Annotated in this window: 19 protein-coding genes; 5 read left to right on the forward strand and 14 right to left on the reverse strand. The window is 61.2% G+C overall.

Going from position 1 to position 22,013, the window contains the following annotated elements; genetic code table 11:
• Positions 1-53 precede the first annotated feature (53 nt).
• Together Q4F19_RS04690 and Q4F19_RS04695 are read right to left on the reverse strand one after the other, a co-directional pair.
• Positions 54-1,148: a hypothetical protein gene (locus Q4F19_RS04690; protein WP_303540304.1), complete on the reverse strand. Its 1,095-nt coding sequence runs from the start codon at positions 1,146-1,148 to the stop codon at positions 54-56.
• A gap of 172 nt (positions 1,149-1,320) precedes the next feature.
• Positions 1,321-2,241: a GDP-L-fucose synthase family protein gene (locus Q4F19_RS04695; protein ID WP_303540305.1), complete on the reverse strand. Its 921-nt coding sequence runs from the start codon at positions 2,239-2,241 to the stop codon at positions 1,321-1,323.
• A gap of 166 nt (positions 2,242-2,407) precedes the next feature.
• Between Q4F19_RS04695 and Q4F19_RS04700 the strand changes: the two genes are divergently transcribed.
• Entirely contained in the window at positions 2,408-3,508 is a 1,101-nt protein-coding gene (locus Q4F19_RS04700) for an FkbM family methyltransferase (protein WP_303540306.1), read from the forward strand.
• Here Q4F19_RS04700 and Q4F19_RS04705 read toward each other — a convergent pair.
• Together Q4F19_RS04705 and Q4F19_RS04710 are read right to left on the reverse strand one after the other, a co-directional pair.
• Complete coding sequence (locus Q4F19_RS04705; RefSeq protein ID WP_303540307.1) at positions 3,505-4,428, reverse strand: glycosyl transferase family 90; 924 nt, start codon at positions 4,426-4,428, stop codon at positions 3,505-3,507. The two genes, Q4F19_RS04700 and Q4F19_RS04705, sit on opposite strands and share 4 nt — an antisense overlap.
• 13 nt (positions 4,429-4,441) lie before the next feature.
• Positions 4,442-5,431: a hypothetical protein gene (locus tag Q4F19_RS04710; protein ID WP_303540308.1), complete on the reverse strand. Its 990-nt coding sequence runs from the start codon at positions 5,429-5,431 to the stop codon at positions 4,442-4,444.
• A 45-nt stretch (positions 5,432-5,476) separates the two neighbouring features.
• Between Q4F19_RS04710 and Q4F19_RS04715 the strand changes: the two genes are divergently transcribed.
• On the forward strand, positions 5,477-7,006 hold the full coding sequence (locus Q4F19_RS04715) for an SDR family NAD(P)-dependent oxidoreductase (RefSeq protein WP_303540309.1): 1,530 nt from the start codon (positions 5,477-5,479) through the stop codon (positions 7,004-7,006).
• Between the two features lie 28 nt (positions 7,007-7,034).
• Here Q4F19_RS04715 and Q4F19_RS04720 read toward each other — a convergent pair whose 3' ends face one another.
• From Q4F19_RS04720 to Q4F19_RS04740, 5 genes are all read right to left on the reverse strand, one after another.
• Complete coding sequence (locus Q4F19_RS04720; RefSeq protein WP_303540310.1) at positions 7,035-7,277, reverse strand: acyl carrier protein; 243 nt, start codon at positions 7,275-7,277, stop codon at positions 7,035-7,037.
• Between the two features lies 1 nt (position 7,278).
• Positions 7,279-9,267, reverse strand: a complete 1,989-nt coding sequence (locus Q4F19_RS04725) for an HAD-IIIC family phosphatase (RefSeq protein WP_303540311.1) — start codon at positions 9,265-9,267, stop codon at positions 7,279-7,281.
• A complete protein-coding gene (locus tag Q4F19_RS04730) occupies positions 9,268-11,196 on the reverse strand; it encodes a glycosyltransferase family 9 protein (RefSeq protein WP_303540996.1) in 1,929 nt (642 codons plus the stop codon).
• Between the two features lie 161 nt (positions 11,197-11,357).
• The gene (locus tag Q4F19_RS04735) at positions 11,358-12,518 is read right to left on the reverse strand and encodes a polysaccharide biosynthesis/export family protein (RefSeq protein WP_303540312.1); all 1,161 of its coding nucleotides are present in this window, start codon (positions 12,516-12,518) and stop codon (positions 11,358-11,360) included.
• A gap of 115 nt (positions 12,519-12,633) precedes the next feature.
• Complete coding sequence (locus tag Q4F19_RS04740) at positions 12,634-13,296, reverse strand: ABC transporter ATP-binding protein (protein WP_303540313.1); 663 nt, start codon at positions 13,294-13,296, stop codon at positions 12,634-12,636.
• Positions 13,297-13,692: 396 nt separating this feature from the next.
• On the opposite strand from Q4F19_RS04740, the gene Q4F19_RS04745 reads away from it, so the two are divergent.
• Both Q4F19_RS04745 and Q4F19_RS04750 read left to right on the forward strand, forming a co-directional pair.
• Entirely contained in the window at positions 13,693-14,520 is an 828-nt protein-coding gene (locus tag Q4F19_RS04745; RefSeq protein WP_303540314.1) for a glycosyltransferase family 4 protein, read from the forward strand.
• 19 nt (positions 14,521-14,539) lie between these two features.
• Positions 14,540-15,889: a glycosyltransferase family 4 protein gene (locus Q4F19_RS04750; RefSeq protein WP_303540315.1), complete on the forward strand. Its 1,350-nt coding sequence runs from the start codon at positions 14,540-14,542 to the stop codon at positions 15,887-15,889.
• On the opposite strand, the gene Q4F19_RS04755 is transcribed toward Q4F19_RS04750, so the two are convergent.
• Positions 15,882-17,045, reverse strand: a complete 1,164-nt coding sequence (locus tag Q4F19_RS04755) for a hypothetical protein (RefSeq protein WP_303540316.1) — start codon at positions 17,043-17,045, stop codon at positions 15,882-15,884. The two genes, Q4F19_RS04750 and Q4F19_RS04755, sit on opposite strands and share 8 nt — an antisense overlap.
• Before the next feature lie 162 nt (positions 17,046-17,207).
• Here Q4F19_RS04755 and Q4F19_RS04760 point away from each other — a divergent pair, with 162 nt between their 5' ends.
• Positions 17,208-18,419 carry an FkbM family methyltransferase gene (locus tag Q4F19_RS04760; RefSeq protein WP_303540317.1) on the forward strand — a complete coding sequence of 404 codons (1,212 nt, stop codon included), beginning with the start codon at positions 17,208-17,210 and terminating at the stop codon, positions 18,417-18,419.
• Here Q4F19_RS04760 and kdsA read toward each other — a convergent pair.
• From kdsA to Q4F19_RS04780, 4 genes are read right to left on the reverse strand one after another with little or no spacing between them, the layout of a single operon-like run.
• Positions 18,395-19,255: a 3-deoxy-8-phosphooctulonate synthase gene (kdsA, locus tag Q4F19_RS04765; RefSeq protein ID WP_303540318.1), complete on the reverse strand. Its 861-nt coding sequence runs from the start codon at positions 19,253-19,255 to the stop codon at positions 18,395-18,397. The genes Q4F19_RS04760 and kdsA overlap by 25 nt on opposite strands.
• Positions 19,252-20,127: an FkbM family methyltransferase gene (locus Q4F19_RS04770; protein WP_303540319.1), complete on the reverse strand. Its 876-nt coding sequence runs from the start codon at positions 20,125-20,127 to the stop codon at positions 19,252-19,254. The genes kdsA and Q4F19_RS04770 overlap by 4 nt, the downstream gene beginning before the upstream one ends.
• Position 20,128: 1 nt before the next feature.
• Positions 20,129-20,929 (reverse strand): 3-deoxy-manno-octulosonate cytidylyltransferase, encoded by an 801-nt coding sequence (locus Q4F19_RS04775; RefSeq protein WP_303540320.1) that lies wholly within the window; start codon positions 20,927-20,929, stop codon positions 20,129-20,131.
• Positions 20,926-21,927, reverse strand: coding sequence for a KpsF/GutQ family sugar-phosphate isomerase (locus tag Q4F19_RS04780; protein ID WP_303540321.1), 1,002 nt, complete (start codon positions 21,925-21,927; stop codon positions 20,926-20,928). The genes Q4F19_RS04775 and Q4F19_RS04780 overlap by 4 nt, the downstream gene beginning before the upstream one ends.
• Between the last annotated feature and the right edge of the window lie 86 nt (positions 21,928-22,013).

Consider the following 22,013-nt stretch of genomic DNA (forward strand, 5'->3'; position numbering starts at 1 on the left):
ACCTACCGGCAGACGGCTTGCAAGAGCTTGCGGCCAACCCCTAAGCCCTCGCCTTATGGCAGCGCCTCCGCCAATTTGTCAGCTAAGCGCCCCATGGAGACTTGAGATGCAAGCTCCACAAGCGTCCGAAAATTCGCATCGAGCGTATCGGCCTGCCGGCGCCGGTCCTCCTCAAGCTGGACCAGGGATTTGCGACTGAGTTCGTCGATCAGGCGCAAGCAGGTCGCGAGCCGCTTGTCGGCGCAAGCGATGGTATCATAGCTGGGATCGGCCATCTCGCCCATGATCAGACCAAGGCTCGAAAGCCGCGCCAACTGGCCGGCCTGACCAACCAAGACAAAGGGGCAGCGATTAGCGATGGCCTTGAAAGGCTTTTCGGTAACGCGGTCCACACGGCCGACCCCGAAGTCACTTTCCGTGATAACCGCAAAACCGACATGCGCGTATATATCAGCCAAGATCGTGCCGAAGACATAACTCAGATACTCATCCTCGGCAGTCCGATCAGCTGTGAGCGGCACCTTGCGGGCCAGTTCCGGCCATTCTGGCATCAGGTCAGTCAAACTCGGCCAGCCGAGGCTCGCGAGATAGGAGCCCATTCGCTCTTGCTCATCGGAGGGCAGCGGCCGAGCATCCGGCATAAATGAGGCATGACTACTGGCAAGTTCGCCGTTTCGCTGAAGCTGCAGCACCACCGCGGCACGATGGGCCTTAAATACACGATTGTATGTGAGCAGCTTACTGCTCACTTTCGGCTCCGGGATCGGCTGCATTAAAGCCTGCTCCAACGACCCAGCCTGATCGACGAGCTCAGCTGCAATTTTATAGGCCCAGTAGTCGTATATGAACAGATTCACAGGCGCCACGTTTCGGCTATTGCACCACGCCCTGTAATCCTCGGTAAAAAGGTGATTTGTTGTTACGACAAGAACGCGCGCAGGCGCGATCGAAAGCTCCTCCAGTATCCGGTGCAGCCCCTCAGCGATCTTTTCGCTGAAGCTCCACCCTTCGGTCGCACCGTCGATGAGCAGTGTAGCGCCTGATGCGTCGGCGTCCCGGAATTCGCTAAATTGCTCTCCCAGACGAGAGCTACGGTGAACATCCGCCAGATCGCTATGATCGGCCACGGCACAGCTGAAAATCTTCACGCGGCCCTCGCCCTCGTCGAAGAAGATTCGTTTCGTTCCGTGAAGCAAATGAAGTGTCGGGCCCACATGAGGGTGGGTTGTCGGCACAAGCGCTTGGAAGGTCGTCCTCACCGATTATTTCCTGACACGGCATCGGTCCGCCACGCCTGTCGGGAGCTGCTAAGCCACTGGTTCATTCGTGCTGTCCCTCGTACCAATCGAGCGTCGAACGAACTCCTTCCAAAAGGGAGATACGGGGCGCCCAACCGGTGGCGCGTAACCGCTGCGAATCCATGACCTTACGCGGCGTTCCGTCGGGCTTAGAGCCGTCAAATCGGAGCTGCCCCGTGTACTCAATCGCTTCGGCGATGACCTCGGCAAGCCCGCGAATACTCACCTCCTCACCGCTGCCACAATTGATATGCTCGTATCCAAAATAGGTGTCATGACAGTGGACGACTGCCGATGCGAGATCGTCGACATGCATGAACTCCCGCAGCGGCGTGCCCGTCCCCCAAATCTCGACGTCCGGGCTGTTATTCCGCTTCGCCGCGACGAACTTGCGAATGAGCGCCGGCAACACATGACTGCTCTGTAGATCGAAATTGTCACCAGGACCGTAAAGATTGCATGGCATGACAGACACATACTTGCGGCCAAACTGCCGCATGTAGGCTTGGCAAAGCTTCAGTCCAGAAATCTTGGCCACGGCATACCATTCATTGGTAGGCTCCAAGGGTCCAGTTAGAAGGCTGTCCTCGCGAATGGGCTGGTTAGCCATTTTTGGGTAAATGCATGATGAGCCTAGGAAAACCAGCCTATTGACGCCCGCCAGATGCGCGGCATTTATGGTGTTGGTTTGGATGCAAAGATTGTCATAAAGAAAGTCGGCGGGCAGCGTGTCATTGGCCAGGATGCCGCCAACCTTCGCAGCCGCAAATATGATAGACGAGGGCTGATTTTGCTGCATCCACGCTTCAACAGCAGCCTGGCTGCGCAGGTCGAGCTCGCTGCGGTCGACGGTGATGACCCGCCGACCCAGCGTACGCAGATGACGGGTAATGGCACTGCCCACCATCCCGCGATGACCCGCCACCCAAATTGCCTCTTGCATCACCCAATCCCTTGCCGATGCATGCGCGCTAGCATCCGGTCCCTCGTTCTCCAACCGCGATCTTTTCCGTTGCGCGAATGCCCAAGATCTTGGATGCAGCGGGAATCTCGCCCATCCAGCGCAGCTCGCGAAGCGTTTTGGTCGGCGCTTTGGAGACCAGGTTTAGATGGTGGCACTTTCGTCGATTTTAGCAGATCACGGCTACCGGCCCCGCGCGGTTCTTCACATCGGAGCCAACACCGGCGCTGAACTGGAAGAGTATCGTAGTATCGGGATTGGCAGCGGCCTGCTGATCGAGCCGGTAAGCCGTACGTTTGCCTTGCTCGAGGAAAAGATTGCAAACTTCCCCGGCTTCGTAGCGGAGCAAGCGCTTATCAGCGACGCAGATGATCAGGAGCTTACGATCCGGATCAGCTCGAACATGGGGGAATCGTCTAGCATTTTGGCGCTCGGAACTCATGCCCAGCATTTCCCTGGCATCACCGTTACCGATGAGGAGACGCTCATCTCCAGGCGGCTGGACAGCCTCCTGATTCAGCGCGCGGAGATCAATCGATATGATCTCTGGGTCGTGGACGTAGAGGGCGCCGAGCTTCACGTTTTGCGTGGAGCGCGTGAGGCCCTTCGGGCCGCCAAGATCATCATGATCGAGATCCACGACGAGGCCACACACGAAGGAGCGCCGCACTGGAGCGAAATACAATCCTTCCTGGAGCCGTACGGCTTCAAAATGAAGGCCATGAACATCACCCGTTACGGCTTCGGCGACGCATTGTTCGTGCACAACAGTGTGAGCGTGCGTGCGCTCGGACCCTCGGCTGACGACAATTTGATCGATATTGGCAGCAAACGCCCGTGCTCGCAGAGCAGCCTATCAATTTGGTCACAATCAGATGATGCCGCTCGCGCGTTGACGAACGAGGACGAGGATTTTGCTTTTCATACCGAACTGGAAGATAATCCTTGGTGGTGCGTGGACCTGGAAGAAGTTCGCGCTGTCAGTCTGATCCGCATCTTTAATCGAGAGGGCGCCCGCGAGCGCGCCTTTTCACTTCGGGTCGAAATTTCAAACGACGGCCAGAATTGGACAAACATTCACGAGAACAACGGATGGTATTTCGGCGGGTCCGCAACCGGTCCGCTTGACTTAAACCCGAAGACAGAACACTTTCGATATCTTCGTTTGAGCTTGCCGTCGCGAAATTATCTTCATCTGCAGCGCGTCGAGATTTTTGGGCCCCGCATGGTGACTGCGCCCGAGCGTTAGCGTCGGACAAGTTCTTTCGCGTTGCTTTCGCCGATGTCGGTCGATGCGAAGCGCATGAGCTGCTCACAATTGCTTCGAATTTCTGTCTCGTAGCACTGGGTCGCCGCCAGCGCCTGCCCATTCCGCGCTATCCACTCACACCGCGCCTCATTTGCAAGACACCATTCGATTTTTTCCTCGATGTCCGACAGATCTGCTTTTATCGGCACATAATGCTCCCAGGGGCGCACCCTATCGTAAAACCACTGCTCGTAAGGCGACGCGACCTTCAGCACGCAGCAGCCGAGAATCATTTTTTCGAGGAAGCTCCAGGCGTTTGCATGCCCGTCGATATCGATTGAATACCGATATTTGCTGAAATCGGCCATATGCCACATCTCGCCCATTAGCTGTTCCGCCGCCAGGAACGCGTTGATCTCACCCGGCGAATAGACGCTGGCCATTGTCGGATGAGCGCCGGAAAGGCGAACATCGGCGGCACTAAGGTCTCGACAGGCCAACGCCATTTTGACCCGCGGAATATCGGAGGGTGATTGGAAGTTGCCACCGCCCGTCACCGAACCGCGCCATGCGATCATCGCTCGGCGATCGGCCCAAACCGGCGCATACTGCTGCGCCTCCCAGCGCAGCTGCGCGTAGCCACGATGATTAATGTAGTAAACATCGGGCATTAAGCCTACGGCGCCTTGCCCTTGGACATTTCGCCCGAAGGCGAGCGATCGCACGCCCGTCAGCGCCCGGTCCCAAGTCTGCACGAAAACAGTGTAGATGTTTCCCGGGTCGAAACCGTAGACACAGGGGTCGCGATTTAGCTCGGCGGCCAACGCCTCCATGTACAAAGTCACCGCATAGGTGGCGCCGGCGTTCAAAAGCCACCCCGGAGCGCTCACCTGCACTCTGCCGCCGGCGATCCGGACCATGACCCCCCACATCTCAGGCGTTCCAATAAGCCGGCGGCACAGCTGCCCAGCGTGCGCCATCCAGAATGAAGTCGATGTCGCCACCGTCGCGACGCGTAAGACCCGCAATCAGTTGATGCATCGCTGCCGCGTCGGCCTCGCTCCCTGCGAGCCGGCCGCCGGGCGGCAATTGATCCAAAGCCCAAGCGAGCACGGCCGGAAGATCGGGATGATCCCGCATTTCATGCATATAAAGGAGCCGTGGCTGGAAAGGCGCTAAATCCGGCCACTCTGTGTGCGGGTTCGCAACCGGGTTTGCGAGCGCCTCCTGCTCCTCGGCGGGCGGCAGGCCGATCGCTATCACGTCCAGCCGGTCGAGATCGGCAGCCAGCGCGGTAAACATCCGCTCCCGGTCATGAGCCAGCACGAGAATGGGCGCTCCCTCATCGAGATCGTTCAGAAACGCGATGTCGATCGGAAGATCCATATGGGAGGCGGTGGCTGATGGCGCCGGATCGGCCCCACCGCCGCAGGATTCCAGATAGCGAAGCGGATGAAGGTGAGGAGCGGCACGCTGCTGCAGTTCTAGGAAGCCGCATCGCGCGGCCTCGATCTGCGCAGGCGTGAAGGAGATGCCAGCACTCTGGCCCAAGCTCCGCATCGACTCCAGCGGATCGCAAAGCACGCGCTCGATAGAAAGCACCGCCAGGTCCGGTCGAAGCGCGCCCTGCCGCCCCGCTTCGGCGTAACATTGGCGCTTCGCCGCGGAGCCCGGAACATGAGCCGTGACTGCAAGCCGCACTGCATCAAGCGTTTCCGATCGGATCTGTACTCGCAAGATGGCGTCTTCGGGCGCCGGGTCGCTGGGACCGGTAATCAGCCTGGCGGCAATCGGCGGATCCCCAGCGCGGAGTATCCGGCTGCAAAATTCGAAAACCGCGCTGTCTGCCGGATGCGACAACCCGGTGAAAACCACCTCACGCACATGCTCCAGCTCGGTCGAGCCTTGTTCGTCGGAGTTCATGGGATCGTGCGGAACCAGCGCGCCAGTTTAGCGGAACCGAGCACAGTGCAGCGCACGCAAGCCATCACAATCTCATCTTTTTCGATTGGCTCGCCGACCAGGAAGCTATCTGTTGCTTCGACGGCAGGGTTAGGGGCATTTAGCCTCATGCTCAAGCGCTTTAACGTGTCGGACCAGCTGCATTTCGCGGAGCTGTCGGGCGATTACAATCCCATTCATGTCGATGCCGATCACGCCCGGCGGACGGTTGCCGGCACATTGGTCGTCCATGGGATACATCTGCTACTTTGGGCTCTGGACACCTTCGCCGCGGAACGCGCCGCAAGTGATGAGATCAAAAACCTGCAGGTGCAGTTTTCGCGCTTTGTGCACGTCGGCGAACTCGCTGAGGTCCAGGTCAGCCGCGAAACGGACAAGGCTTTCCAACTTCGTATTACGGCGGGGGGGCTGCTGCGGGCTCTCATCACCCTGACGATCGGCCCGGAGGATCCCGCACCTGTACCGGCTCCCGCGGAAGGAGCGCAATCCCATACGCCATCCCGCCCGATAGATTGGCCCATTGCCGAGTGGGTAGCGAAGCAAGGGATCGTTCCGTTCGCTAAGGACGCGGCGACCGTCGCCTCTGCATTTCCCGCCGCAGCGCGCTGGCTCGGCGCCTCCCGCCTGGCCGGCCTCGCTACGACAACCCGCCTCGTCGGCATGGTCCTTCCGGGACTTCATTCAATTTATGTGGGACTTAACCTCCGCTTCCATGCGAGCGGCGCCGAAGTGTCTGCGATACGCTTTCATGTTGATGAGCCCCGACACGGCCTGCTCACCTTGCAGGTGGCCGGAGCCGGCCTGGTGGGGTCGGTCCAATGTGTAGCTCGCGCCGCACCGGTCGCCCAACCGCGCATGGTTGATCTGCTCGAAAAGGTCGGACGCGCCGATTACGCCGGTGCAACCATACTGGTGGTAGGCGGATCGCGCGGCCTGGGCGAGCTCGTCGCCAAGCTTCTAGCAGCGGGCGGGGCTGACGTTACAATCAGCTACAGCCGAGGTCGTGACGATGCGGAAGCCGTAGCAACCGAAATCCGGAAAGCGGGGAGTATGTGCCGAACGATGCACTTCACCGTACAGGAACCCGCGGCGCCGCAGCTCGCGGCTGTGGACTGCGCCTTCGACTATATTTATTATTTCGCGGCGCCGACGATCGCACGCCCAAACTCCGCCTTTTTCGACGGCGATCGTCTCGCCGATCTCCAGGCCTACTTCGTGGGTGGTCTATGGAACTTGGCGTCGGCGATCCGACACCAAAAGGGCGGCGCTACCCTTTTCTATCCTTCGACAACGTTCCTTGACGATCGACCTGGGGGCATGGCCGAATATGTCATGGCAAAGGCAGCCGGCGAGCTGCTGTGTGACGAGATCAACCGGACGATGTCCCCTCTTCGCATCGTTTCGCGACGGCTACCGCCGATTGCTACCGACCAGACGGCGGGGCTGACCGGCCTCGCGCCGGCGGTCGATACTATCCTGCCGATCATCGCCGCGGTTCAGCGCGGAAGCGAGCCAGCCCTGACGACGACGCGGTAGATTCCGAGCGGTTGTGCCAAGCACGTCTTTAGCCGATCTTCGCCGCCACGACGCGCTGAAGATCGCCAACGTTCTTGAGCGTGTCGATCTCCGAGGTCTTCATCTTGATATTCCAGTGATCCTCGACTGCGACGATCAAGCTGATGTGCTTGATCGAGTCCCATCCTTCGACATCGTCCGCCATCGTTTCCGGCGCCAGCACGATTGAATCGTCGCCGAAAAGATCACGGAAAATGTCGGTCAGCTCCGCCATGATGGCCTGATCGTCCACGTCATTCGCTCCTGATGGTGATGGGGAAATCGTGTGCGGTCTCGGCAACATCCCGTCGGTACAAGCGCTCCGTATCGCCGGGCTGACCCGGTAGAGGCGTGAACCCCAGCCGGTCATAATGATCCGCTACCATTCCGTTTTGTGCTGTCCTACGGAAACAACCGACGAGTTCGGTCGCGCCGTGCGCAATTGCCTGCTCCACGACGACGGCCAAGGTTGCCTCTTCGACACGACGGCCAAGCACGCGACAACTCATCAACCAAGTGTCGAGGAAACAAAGACCGGCACCATCGACGCGGCCGATTATCACCGCGATGATCCCATTGTCGCCGAAGCGATCGGTAAGACGGAACTGCAATCCGAACGCCGAAGGATCGGTCATCACGGCGGCAACCTCGTCCTCGGTGTAGCGACGCGTCGTCAGATTGAACTGGTTGGTCTTGTTAATGAGCTGCACAGTACGAGCCAAACCCACCCGATCGAATGTTCGCCAAGAGAGCGCCATCTCGAGCGAAGCGAGATAACCATTCAAATCTGTCGCTTTGGTCCGAGAGGCTTCCCGCTCCCTATTCGTTTCGTACAAGGCCGTCCTGCCTCGATCTTCTGCCGTGATTGTAAGCCCTTCGAAGTAGCCGGCGTCCGCGAGGCATCGCGCAAACAGTGCCGGATCCTCCGGCAATTCGGGCACCGACACCATCGGAAGCTCCCGCCGAACCAGGTTCCGCTCGAAGGGATTGTCATCGACGAAAACGAGCGAATCCAGGCCGATGTTGAGCTGGCGGGCAATCTCCTTGAGGTTGCTCGCTTTGTCGTCCCAATTGGCTACGAAAGCTGAGAAACGGGAGCGCCGCAACACCATGTCCGGATGGTGTTCGAACGGCGAAAGGGCATTGGATTCATCGTTTTTGGAGCAAGCTGCCAGGAGTATGCCGCGTCGTTCCAGCCCAGCCGCATAGGTCTGAAACGCGGCGAACGCTTCCCCAAGCGGATCACCCTGCCCCACGACGATGCCTTGGAGACCATCGTCCCCGATCACGCCGCCCCACAAGGTGTTGTCCAGATCCAGTACCAACGCCTTCGAGGCCCGCCCTTGTCCAGCAGCTAGCAGCCGGGCCACCAGATCGCCGTACAGCGGCGCCGCGCGCGGTGTTATCTCCTGCTTCGCTCGATGCCAAAGAACAGGATCATGCCAAGCATCGAGACCGAGCTGCGTTGCCCATGCATCGATCGCCAGCAAACCGACGCCCTCCGCACCGACGATTGCTCTCAAACGGGCGTTCATTTCAGCAGCGATCGCTGCGCGCGATCCCGGCAAGTTCTGCTCATTCGATCCCAAAAGCGGCGGAAAGACCGGAAGCACCGTCTGCTGAATGATCTGTGCGCCGAACGCAGCGCGCGCTGAACGCCAGAGACTCTGGAGGAGATCACAGCGCTGATGCACAACGGCCTCGGCACTCTCTGGATTAAGAGCCGGATCGACATCGCCGACGAGATGACCGGCATCCAACGCGAAAAGGATGGCAGTCGGGGCAAAGCCGTACAGCCCGGAGGCGGGATTGGCGAGTTCTTGGCGATACTGCCCATAATCGGGCTCGTAGAGCGTAATCCACAGACCGCGCCTGAGCCCAGCGACACGTAACGCACTTGCGAGTTGGGCCGTTGTCGACGAAGCCAAGACAGCAAGACGGATTGGACGCGTGGCGAGGTTCACCGGTGGCCCATCGCCGAACAATCGCATGAGCGCCTTGTCGAGACGACCGACGCGGACAAAATCTAGCTTCACGCCTGCCAGCGCAACCAGCGCGTTCCAAGCCGCCTCGCCGACTTCCGACCGCTCGATCTCGGCGATACGGACGGACCAGTCATCTATAGATGGCAACCAATAGAGGTTAGCGCTGGGCCCGGACGGAGAGGTCAAGAAAACACCTTGGATGATCGGATGGATCGGCTCAAACGCCTGCGCGGCCTTACGCCTGCCCTCGTGAAGCAATCAAGCGTTGCGCGATGATCCCTGTCGGTCGAAGATCGTACTTTCGACGACCCGCCAGACGTCCTCGGGGCTGATGTCGGACATGCAACGCACACCGATTTCGCATTGACTGGCCGAAGCCTTCGAGCACTCTTTGCAGGCAATATCCGCTGCCGCCCAACTGCTCCGAACGCCGACGGGACCCCACCTGAGCGGATCATGCGAAGCCCCGAAGATGGCAACGGTAGGAAGGCCGACGCGCCCGGCAAAATGGGTCGTCCCCGTGTCGAGACCGATAAAACCATCAAGCTTGGCAAGAACCTCACCGAGATCCTCGATTCGGCAACAACCAGTAAGATCGATCGTCCGCCCCCCAGCACTGAGTTCCGCTATCAGCGCCCGGACCTGCTCTGAGTCGCTTGGTCCTCCTAAGAACACGATATCCACGTTTGGTTGATCGAGAAGCCGGCGGCAGAGCTCTACGAAAGCGTCGTGCGGCCATAGCTTGGTTTCCTTATTCGCGCCGATCGCAACGCCTATGAACTGACGCTCTCGCCTCAGCAGGCGTCGCTTACGCTGCACGAGTTGCTGGACCGCCGCTGCTGCCGTTGAATTTTGCCGCGGCTCCCGCAGTCGATCGACGATCTCTGTTGAAGAGGTGACGAGACTCGGCGCATGCCGGAGCGCCACCATTGCGGCGAGATCGATCAGCTGAAGCTCAACATGCTCAACCGGCAACTCGGGAGAGCGAGCCTGCATGCAGTGGAGCTCGACAGATGCGATTCTTAAGCGCGTGGGATCGCCGCTCCCTTCGCCCATCGCGGGCGCGACCTCGACGCGGATCGGCTCCGCACTATCCACAAGTTCAATCTCGAAAGGCGTTTCGAAGAGTCCTGATTCGCAAACAGCCTGTGCCGTCGAGATCCGAGCCACCACCTGCCCCGGACGAGCCCCCCCTATCGTGAGTGTGAGTGGCACCCAGTCTTCTGGCTCACCCACCCACACGCGCAGGACACCGCGATATCGGCCAGCACGAAGGAGAAACGGCGCCGAGCGGGCAATACGTCCGACCGACGTCAGCTCGCACTGCATCGCCAGGACAACCGGCTCGTCGCCCGATTTGAAAAGGTGGGAGGCCTCTCCACCTCCTCCTGTGAGCCACACTCGTGCCTCTGTGTGACTCACGCCCGTATGACCCTGGACCTCCACTAGGAGGTCTACCTTCGGCTGGCTTGTCGAACATAAGAGGTTAAAGGGCGCACGGCCGATCGTCGTCCAACGACCCCATGGCTCCCAGTCAAGCCAACCTGGACCGAACGCCATTTCGGATCGATCGATTGTAACGAGAGGCTCAGCCGTCAAAGCGGGTGTGCCGCCAGCGATTGATTGCCGCATGTGAATGGCGCGAAGGGCGGCACCGAGCGGTCGATTGTCCGGAAACCCTTCATCACTCGGCGCCCATACGGCATCGGTCGAGAGTTCGATGTCCACCCGGCCCACCGTACCGGACAAACAAAGCCCCTTCTCGTCGACCGTATGCCCCATTCCACCCTCAAGATCACAGGGGCGAAGACTAAGGCTCGTCATGCCGGTATCGAATCCGCGATGCGTCACGGGCAGGGCGACGTCTAGATAACTGTAGGTCAGCAGGTCGCCAAAACCGGCGCGGACGTCCGCCTCGAAGATCTTGAGAAGCGCGCGTGTATCTTCGTCACGCCGAAGGTCGATCGCCAGGTCAAACCTCGGCAGCGCAAGTGCACGCAGCCCATCAATCGCCTCCCGACGACGTTGCTCGCGCGTATCACGATCCATATCGCCGAGGCTGTTTTCAGCAAAGAGATCGACCGGGTAGATCTCGTCAGCAATCTCCAGCCTGCGGGCTAACCCAACATTCCATGGCCCACAGATCAAAGTGATGTGCGCGTCGGCAAACGATTTTCGCAGGAGCATCAAGGCCGGCGCAGCGATCAGGAGATCCCCGATATGATCAGGCTTGATGCAGAGAATACGGCTGACAGGCCGTTTGACGGGCGCCCCTCCAACTACCACCGCCCGAACGCGAGGGGCGTCAGCGTCGGGAAGTGCAATCGCCGCCACCCGCCTGGTCACAATCAGTTTTTCTGCGTCAGCACTCGCGCCGTTACGAAAGGCGTGAAAAGCTGATTGATGATGCTGACCATCTTCGTCGGCCGATTGGCAGCCGCATTGGCGATATAGATCACGTCCTTGTCGCGGATAGCAAACTTCTGGGCCAGGAAATAACTAGCCGGCTCCATCATATTCAGGCGATAGATAACCGGCTGTGCCCTCGCATCTGACTGCGCCATGGGATCATAACGGAACAGAAAGACGGCGGAAGGATCAGCGCGCTCATCCTGCGGCCCACCGGCGCGGGCTACCGCCTCTGCGAGCGACAGGTCGCCGGTTTCGAATGCAACTTGCGAAACGCGGGTCGTTGCCCCGAGCACGATGAAGCTGCGAGGCCGCTTGATGAGCTCGATGCGATCACCGGGGATCAGAACGAGATCATCGGCTGCACCGGCACGAATGCGGCCCAGACGCTCCTCGACCGTCTGGCTACCGCGATTGAAGCGAACCAGCGTGTCCTCGGAAGAATTGGCAGCTCCGCCTCCAAGAGCGATCGCGTCGAGGAGCCGCTCCCGTTGCAAGGTCAGTTCGAACCTACCCGGCTTGCGAACGTCGCCGCCGACATAGACAGTGCCGCTCAGGTTCGACCGGACGGCAACCACGGCTTGCGGGCTCTGCGACTTGCCGCGAAGTCCGCGGACGATCATGTCCTGGATCTCCGGGGGAGTACGTCCGGCCACTTGCAGCCGGCCGATATATGGAAGACTGATGCCCCCCTGCCGATCCACAACGATCGCGGGAAAAGTCACATTTCGCGCGCCCGAATCGAAGCCCTGCCCTACTTCTCCGCCGCCGGACGTCCCGAAAAGCGAAACGCCGACCTCGAAAATGCCGATCCCCAAAACGTCACCGGGCCCGACCACATCGTTACGGCCCTCGGCAGCAAGACCTGCAAGAGTGGGCGCCGCGCGATCGACAACGTCCGCCTTGGCCTCAATTTCCGCCAGAACGGGTGCCGTGATGTCCGCGATTCGAAAACCGATTGTGTTGCCGCTGCTGTTAACCCGGCGCTTTATTTCCCCCGCGGTGGGGCCGCTGGCAGGCAATGTTGCGCACGCGCTCAGCGATCCCAACAATATGGTGACAAGCCCCGTGCGGAGGGGAGCGGAGAGGCGGTAAAGCATTAAGGTCGGAAATCCTCCGGACGTGCGCCTGAACATGAGGGCGAGCGCGTGCTTTCGGCGACGCCCTAACCAAGCCGGCTTCTAGTGCCCGCTCACCGCCGGATCAATCGAGCATTCAGAAGGATCGCCGCTGCAGGCGGCTATGCACCTCGCTAGCCTCCTCGATCGTGTCGAAAAAGACCACCGACCCCCCGTAAACCACGGCTCCGCGCTTGCAATATTGCTTGAGGGAGCCGGGATCGTGGGAGATCATGATGATCGATGCGTGATCGCGGCGGTGAAGCAGCGCCTCCTCCGATCGCGCCCTAAACCGCTCGTCGCCGGCGCCTGTAACCTCGTCGACCAGATAGCATTCGAAGTTGATCGCAAGCGACACACCGAAGGCCAGCCGCGCACCCATGCCAGCCGAATAGGTTTGTACCGGCTGATGCAGATAGGGTCCGAGCTGTGCGAAATCTTCGACAAAATCCAGGAGTTCATCCTCGGGCTGATTATAGATGCGGGCGATAAAGCGAGCGTTGTCCGCACCGGTCAGACTGCCCTGAAAGCAACTGCCGAAGCCGATAGGCCAGGACGTGTTCATCGTCCTGGTGATCGTGCCAGTGGATGGCTGCTCGACGCCGCCAATCAGCCTCATTAACGTCGATTTGCCGGCACCGTTCGCACCGCAAATCCCGATGCTCTCCCCACGCTGGATGGTGAAATTCAGATTATTGTAAACGCGCTTCTCGAATTTCCTGATGTGATAGGTCTTGGAAACATTCTCGAATCGGATCATGCAAGCGGGACCTTGTAGCCAGATCGACGCTGCGGAAGCGCCGATCGCTGTTCCCATTAGCCGGTGATGCCCCAAGCGCCAAATCTACGACTGTGCGTTGACGGGCGGATGCTGGCTCCAGGGGGGACAGGCGTCTCCACATATGCACGGTCGATTGCTACGGCACAGCGGGGCATTTCCCCGTCCGCCCTCATACTCCACGATCAGTCGACGCAAGGTTGGTTGGCGGGAGGTCGGCTCCGTCGATGGGCACGCGCGCTGCTCCCCCTCTCAGCGCAAGCTCACGCCATAGGGGACCATATCCTTTTCGCCCCCGACCTTTATCGGCTCGCCCAAGTCTATTTCGATCTGCATGGCCGGCTCTTGGAAGTCCGCAGCCCGATAGAGGGCGGCATTATGCACTGGACCTACCCGGTGCCGCTTCGGCTAGTCGGCTGGCGCAATGTCTATACCATTCACGATGCGATTCCCCTGGCACATCCTGAACTCAGTCAGATCGATCCGGTCCGGCATCGCAAGCTGCTTTCGCGGATCGTCGATCAGGCGGACGGCATAGTCACAGTCTCCAACGCTGCTCGGGGCGAAATCGCGAACGAGCTGGGCATAGAGCCCGCGCAAATCGTGAATTGCAGCCAACCCGTCAGTCCGGCGTCCGACGGAGGACCTCCGCCGGCGGGGCTGACGTCTCGCAACTACCTCCTCGCGCTCGGCTCCGTCGAACCTCGCAAGAACGTCCAGCGCTTGCTGAAAGCGTATGCGGCTAGCCAAGTGCGGATGCCGCTCGTGGTCGCGGGCCCCGCGTCGCAACTCTATCCCGATCTGGAAGCCGCTATCGCAACGACCCCGGGGGCCATTCGCCTACCGGACGTCGCAGCGGGCGATCTCGGTCGACTGATATCCGGCGCTCGCGCGCTGGTCATGCCGTCGCTGGCCGAAGGCTTCGGCCTGCCGGTCGCCGAGGCGATGGCCTTGGGGACTCCGGTTATAACAGCCTGCCGCGGCGCGCTGGCGGAGACTGCGGGGGGGGGAGCTTTGCTCATCGAACCGACAGACATTTCAGCGCTTGCGTGCGCTCTTCAGCAAATAACAACTGATCCAGACTTGTGTCGTCGCCTCTCGGAGGCTGGGCTTCGGAATACCAGCCGTTTCTCGCCCGCAATGTTCGCTGGCGCTCTTGCTAGCTTCTACGGTGATCTGCTTGCCGCCACGTCGCACTCACGATAGCGCCGCGCGAATGAATCGGATGCGAATCGGGATCGACGGCTACAATCTTGCTCTCCCAAATGGCACCGGCGTCGCGACATACGGCTACACGCTCGCATCCGTTCTCAAAGCAAGCGACTTTGACGTCGAAGGCGTCTTCGGCATCGATGCCGGAAAAGATGCCGCACTGCGCGAGATCCTATTCTTCGAAACGCTCGGCAAATCGCCGGTCGAGCGATCGCTCGAACAGCGCCGGCAGGACAAACGGGCGCTTCGTCGCCGAGCACTCAATCCGTTCGCCTCACCTCGGTTGGACGATGTGCCGCTGAGCGGGCGCGTGGTGACGCAACCGCTCGCGGATCGTCTCCCGGCGTTCGACCGCATCATGAGCGCTCCGCGCCTTTTCGATCTCGCACATTGCCATTTCGCTTATTACGGTCGCCTACTGCCGATCAGGATGAGCACCCCGCCTCCGATCATGCACTGGACCTATCCGATCCCAATACGGCTCGTTGGTGCCCGCAACATCTATACATTGCACGATCTGGTGCCGCTTCGGCTTCCCTACACAACGACGGATCCCAAGAGGCGCTATCGCCATTTGATTTCTAGGATCGCCGCAACCGCCGATCATCTGTGCACGGTGTCGGAGGCAAGTCGTAACGACATACTGACCGAGTTCGGAATGAACCCCGGGGATATCTCGAACACTTATCAAGCCGCCATCATGCCGCCAGGAACGCTCGCCAGGACAGTTGCCGAAGATGCCGCAGTGATCGAGAACATTTTCGGCCTGCCTCATCGCGGCTATTTCCTGTTCTTTGGAGCCATCGAGCCCAAAAAAAACGTCGGGCGCCTCATCGAAGCCTATCTTTCGCTTGGGTTGTCGACACCGCTCGTCATCGTGGGCGGCCGAGGTTGGCAGAACGAGGGCGAACTGGCGCTTCTCGGCACCGCCGCCGGGACGAGCGATGAGGAAGATCAGATCGGCAGCGTGAACGCCCGCGATCCATCACGGCGCGTTATTCGGCTGACGCATCTCTCCCGGTCCTTGTTGTTAAAGCTGATCCGTTCCGCGCGCGCCGCCCTGTTTCCCTCCATCAGCGAAGGCTTCGGGCTTCCCATTTTGGAAGCGATGCAGCTCGGCACTCCGGTGCTTACCTCGAACATCAGTGCGATGCCCGAACTTGCCGGCGACGCTGCCGTCTTGGTCGATCCGTACGACACGTTTGCGATCGCTCAAAACATCGCGCACCTCGACACAGACCGGAGCCTGCGCGAGCGGCTGAGTCGCGCTGGTCCTCTTCGCGCCGAGCATTTTTCACCGGAGCGTTACAGCACGCGCCTCAGGACAATGTATTCCGAGGTGATGGCCGCGCCCCTCAGGTGATAAGCGCGGCTTTTCTGCAGACGATGCCACATGCCGAGAGACCGTTCGGTCCGACGATCAGCTTACGGTCGTCGATCCGGAATTCCGCGACGTCGTGCCCACGCGAGATCAAGATGATACAAATCCGCTCGATGTCGCCCCGAGCGAACGGCCCGACCGTCTCGCCGCTAGGATCATAATCGATGACATGCACGGCCAGGCCACCGGGACGAAGAGCGGCCATCGCCGCTTCGATAAACCGAACGCCTGCGGCTGCGGAACCGAGCCGCGAACACAAGCCGTCGGTCCATAGAAAATCGTAGTTGACCACCTCCGGCGAGAGAGGGTCTAAAGCGGCGACCCGTGTGGAAACACCAGATCCGCCAAGCGCCTCTCGTTCGGGCGGAATGATCGCATCGACATCACAGCCCTCTGCCGTCAATTTCTCGAAGATGGCCTCCTCTTCGCAATCGAGCCCGGCGCCTCGCGCGCCAGGCCTCAAGAAGCCATACGCCCGCACGGCTTGAACGACATAGCTGCTCTTCCAGCGAGTCAGCGCCGTCGTTCGATCGTGAGCTCCGCCAAACCACTGCCGGGCGTCCAATCCGCGCAATTGCAGATCCGTCGCGAGTTGGGTGACCGGCGTCTTCAGCGTTGCCGGCGCAAGCGACACGAGCTCCGGTGTGGCGAGGCTCTCTCCGCCGAAGGCAGTGTTGCGTGCTTCCGCCACCACCTCACGCATCTCGTTCGGGTCCGCCGGACGATCAAGCACCACCTGCAGGTCAGACGCCTCCGCGTCCGTGTCGCCGATTATGCCGCCATACAGAGCGTAGATGACACCGTGAAAAGCCTCGAAACGCAACTGGTGAAAGCCATTGACTGCCACCAAGCGATTCAAGGCGATCCGTTCGGCCGTTGCGAGGCGCGCATGCTGTTCGCCAGCGGACAGCATGTGAACGCGCAGATTCAAGGTGCCCGTGGTGGCCTTCAGCGAACCGAAATGCACTTTGAAGTGCGCAATGCCCTCGGCGACCACTACGTAAGGCGTGTGAAAAGCGTAGTCGCCGTCGGGCGCCCCTTCGCCGCCAAGGCCATTGATCCGGCTAGCCATGCCAGGAACATAGGCGAACGGATCGAGCGCAAGTTCGCCCATCGGGGCACTGGTTTCGACGCTCATGATCACCTAATCGATACAGTCCGAACAGTGTCGCCCTCCTCCGAGAGCAATCCGCGACTGCCTCTACGCTCGCCCTCGGCGAGTGGCAACGCGCGGAAAGGCTCATCTTGACCGGGCTGTTGGGGTATGTTTGACGGCCCCTGCCTTAGCAATGGACCATTGATGCTGAATTTGAATTTGGGGTTGCCCGAAACGATCGACGGGCGATCCTGCCTGCGCACCCTACCGGGTCCGTTCGGCCATGCCGTTTATGGTCCATACGAGCAGCTCAACGCCGGCGAGTATCTCGCGGGATTCCGGATCAGCAGCGACGAGCCAGCTTTGCCCGAAAAGGTGCTGCTCGCCGTGATTGACGTTTCGTGCGCCGGCGGCAAGCAATTGCTAGCCCGGCGGGAAGTTCGGAGCACCGATCTTGCGGACGGCAGCGCGTTCACCGTCCCGTTCACAGCCGCCGGTCCATGCCGTGCCGAATATAGGGTGTGGGTCAGCGGCAAGGCGTCTCTTCTGATCGAGGACAATCGTTCTGCCGTGCCGGTGATGCGGTCAACGGATGGCGCGGTAACCTTGAGCGACGACGCGCACTTCCCGGAAGAGGCCGGCGCATCGGTTCCCTTTTTCGTCGAGAACCGGCAGTTCCTCCGGAATCTCTATGACCAGGGGATAGCGATCCGTATCGTCGATGGCGGCGTCCGCGCGGTTGTCGGCGGGATTGTACTCCACGGTCGCTCTCTCGACGATCTCAGGTTCGTTGGTGAACTTTTCTTTGAAAATGCGTACAACTTCGGGGTCGATCGTCAGACGGCCGTCTTCGATGTCGGCATGAACGTCGGGCTGGCGGCGCTTCACTTCGCGCGCAAGGCAGAAGTCGCCGAAGTCCACGCCTTTGAGCCATTCCCGGAGACGTTCGAACGCGCAATAGCGAACATCGCGCTGAACCCGGCCTTGTCGGCCAAAATCAAGCCACATCATGTCGGACTGTCCGACCGAGACTTCGATGGGCCAATCCTGATCAACGACAAGGACGATTCGGGGGCGATGACGACGGTCGGGGTCGAAGGCGGCGTCGCAGTTCAGCTTTCGTTGCGCGACGCCGGGCCACTTCTTGCCCCTCTTATCGAAGACGCGATCGGGCGCGGCCTCGAGGTAATTCTGAAGGTCGATTGCGAAGGCTCCGAGTTCGCGGTGTTCGAATCACTGCAGCGCAATGGTCTGCTCGGAAAGATCAGGGCGTTCCTCGTCGAATGGCATTCGATGTTCGACGGGAAAACCCAGGAAACGCTCCTCGCCCCGTTGCGTCAGGCCGGTTTCCTCGTTTTCGATCGATCGCCTCCGGTCGGGAACGGCTTCTTCTACGCAGTCCGGATCGTCGAATAAGCGCCCCGCGCGGCGTCGCGGACCGCAATCAGTTCGGATAATAGCCGCTCGAGTTCCTCAAGCGGCATCGCGTTCGGCCCGTCCGACAGCGCCTTCTCGGGATCGGGATGCGTTTCCATGAACAGGCCGGCCACCCCGACCGCCACCGCCGCGCGCGCGAGCACGGGCACATATTCGCGCTGTCCGCCCGAACTGGTGCCCTTCGATCCCGGCAGCTGAACCGAATGCGTCGCATCGAAGACGACCGGGCAATCGGTATCGCGCATGATGACGAGCCCGCGCATGTCGACGACGAGATTGCCGTAGCCGAAGCTCGTGCCCCGCTCGGCCACGGTGAACGCCGGATCGGCGATCCCGACCGCGGCCGCGGCGGCGCGCGCCTTGTCGATCACGTTGACCATGTCGCCCGGCGCCATGAACTGCGCCTTCTTGATATTGGCAGGCCGGCCGCTCGCCGCAACCGCCTCGATCAGGTCGGTCTGGCGGGCAAGGAAAGCCGGCGTCTGCAGCATGTCGACGACCTCGGCGACGGGCTTCACCTGCCCCACATCGTGGACGTCGGTCAGCACCGGCAATCCGGTCTCGGCGCGGACCTTCTCGAGGATCCGCAAGCCTTCTTCCATGCCGAGCCCGCGGAAGGACGCGCCGGACGAGCGGTTCGCCTTGTCGAAGCTGGATTTGTAGATGAGCAGGATGCCCAGCCGCTCGGCGATCCCGCGCAACGTCTCGGCGACCGACAGCGCCAATGCTTCGGTTTCGATCGCGCAGGGGCCCGCAATCAGGAACAAGGGCTCGTCGAGCCCGACGGGCCGCCCCAGCAGGGTCGTGCGGCTCATGCCTGCGCCGCGCGCCGCAAGGCCAGCATCCGGTCCTCATCGGCGGCGCCGGCCAGGATCCGCTCGGCGGTCGTTGCGCGAATGCCGTAGCTCACGCTCAATTCTCCCAGCGTGAAGCCTTGCGCCATGATGTCCTCCAGAAATGCCATCGGATCCTCATAGCGGACGGGCGAGAATTCGAGAAAGATGGTGAGCGGCCGCCCGCGTCCGAACAATCCGGCCATGCCGCGCCAGATCCGCTCCTCGGCGCCCTCGACGTCGATCTTGATGACATCGGCGTCGAGCAGATCGCCGAACCCGTCCAGCCGGCGCGAGATCATCCGGATTCCCTCGATCTCGTCGCCCGCATGGGTGATGAGATGCGCGTTCTTGGGCTCGCCGTCGGGCACGCGCAGCACAGATGCCTCGCCGTCCAGATCCCATAGCGGATCACGGTGGAGCGAGATGCGGTCGGCCAGCCCGGATCGCGCGGCGCTTTCGACGAGCAGATCGGCCATGATCGGGTTGGGCTCGAACGCATGGACCCGCCCGCTCGCGCCGACGCGCTCCGCCATCAGCAGCGAGAAATAGCCCAGATTGGCGCCGATATCGATTGCGACCATGCCCGGCTTGAGCACCGCCTCCAGCGCCTCGGTCAGCCACATCTCCCAATAGCCGTCGGCGACCAGGCTGCGCGACAGGCCCTCGTCGGACGGATCGATCAGCATCGGCGTTGTTTCGCGCACGGTCACCAGCGTCCGGCCCGCGTCGATCGGCTCGGCGCGCGTCAGCGCGCGGCAGCGCCGCTCGCGCAGGCGCCGGCGGATTCGCCGCGCGATCGAGGCCGCCTCCTCCAGGAAGGTCGGCGGCAGGCCCGGATAGGCGCGTGCCACGTCACTCGATCCCCCGGCACGCCAGCGCCGTCTCGATCACGGGCGCGTCCTCGGGATTGTTGAGCTCCCAGATGTCGCAGCCTTTGGGATCGACCTCGACGACGCGCACCGGCACGCGCATGTCGAGGAAGCGGATCTGCTCCAGCCCCTCCAGCAGCTCCAGCGGCGAGGCCGGCGCAGCGGCATAGCCCTCCAGCGCGGAGCGGCGATAGGCATAGACGCCGACATGCAGGAACAAAGGCAGCGTGGGATCGCCGATGCGCGCCCGCGGGATATGCGGGATCACCGATTTCGAGAAATACAGCGCGTCGCCGCGGCTGTCCGTGGCGAGCGTTGTCCCCCCGACGCAGCCCTGCGCCTGATCCGCGAACAGGCGCCGCTGCACCTCGGGCGTCGCGCGGATCGCCGGGGTCGCCACCTGGATCGTCGGATCGGCCGCCATCGCCTCCAGCAATGCCGTCAGGAAATGCGGCGGCGTCAGCGGCGCATCGCCCTGCAGGTTGACGAAGATGTCGATGTCGTCGGGCAGGGCCGGCAGCGCGGCGGCACAGCGCTCGGTGCCGTTCGCGCACTCCTCGGGCGTCATCGCGACCTCGGCCCCGAAGCCGCGCGCGGCTGCGGCGATGCGATCGTCGTCGGTCGCGATCACCAATGTCGCGATGTCGCGCACCTGACAGCCCGCTTCCCAGGTCCGCCGGATCAGCGGCTTCGCCTCCCCGCCTGCGCCGATCAGCAGGGCGAGCGGTTTTCCGGGATAGCGGCTCGAAGCGTAGCGGGCTGGAATAAGGATTGCGGCGGTCAAGCGAGCCCCAGCCGCAGAAAGTCGTGAACATGAACGATCCCGACCGGTCTGTCCGTCCCATCATCTTCGACAGCGAACATGGCGGTGATTTTATGCTTGTTGAGAAGCGTCAGCGCATCTTCGATCAGGCAGCCGGGCGACACCCATTTGGGATCGGGCGTCATCATGTCCGTCGCCTTCCCCTCGATCAGACTATCAAAATGGCGCCTCAGATCGCCGTCGGTGATAACGCCCACAAGTCGCCCATCGCGATCCACGACGCCAGTCATACCGAAGCTGCGCGACGTCATCATCATGATCACGTCGCGCATCTCGCAATCTTCGGTCACGATCGGCATCGCCGCATCGCGATGCATGATCGCCGCTACCCGCATCATCCGCTTGCCGATCGCTCCGCCCGGATGGAGCTCCTCGAATCCCGCACGGGAAACGCCTCTGACTTGCATTGCCGCGAGCGCGAGTGCGTCGCCTACCGCCATCATCATCGCTGTCGATGTCGTCGGCGCGAGATTAGCGGGACACGCCTCCCCGACCGATGGCAACAGGATGCCGACATCGGCCTGACGCATCAGAAGTGATTCGGCTCGGCCGGCGACAGCAATGATCGGCACACCAAGCTTCCTCGCATGGGCAACCACAGGCTGCAGTTCGCTCGTTTCGCCCGAATTGGAGAAAGCGATCAGCCCGTCGCCCGGCGCCAGCATGCCGAGATCGCCATGTGCCGCTTCTGCAGGATGAATGAAGACCGACGGAAGACCAGTGGACGACAATGTCGCCATCACTTTCCGCGCGACGTATCCTGACTTGCCCATTCCGGTCGTTACGACGCGTCCGCGCAACGACAGCAATATCGATACCGCCTCAGCAAACCGGTCGTCCAGCGACGCCGAAAGCGCTAGCAAGCCATTAGCCTCGGTCGCGATCACCTGTCGACCGTAAGCGACGAGATCGGCCGGCGGCAGGTTTATGCGCGCAGGTGCGCTATCTTGAGCGGGCAAACGCTCCTCCTAAAATCTCTTGTCGAGCAGCCCCTTAGCTCGTTGGCGCCGCACTTGCGAGCAACTTCATGCTCAGGAGGGGCAAG

This window comes from Sphingomonas natans, from assembly GCF_030546695.1.
Classification (GTDB): domain Bacteria; phylum Pseudomonadota; class Alphaproteobacteria; order Sphingomonadales; family Sphingomonadaceae; genus Sphingomonas_I; species Sphingomonas_I natans.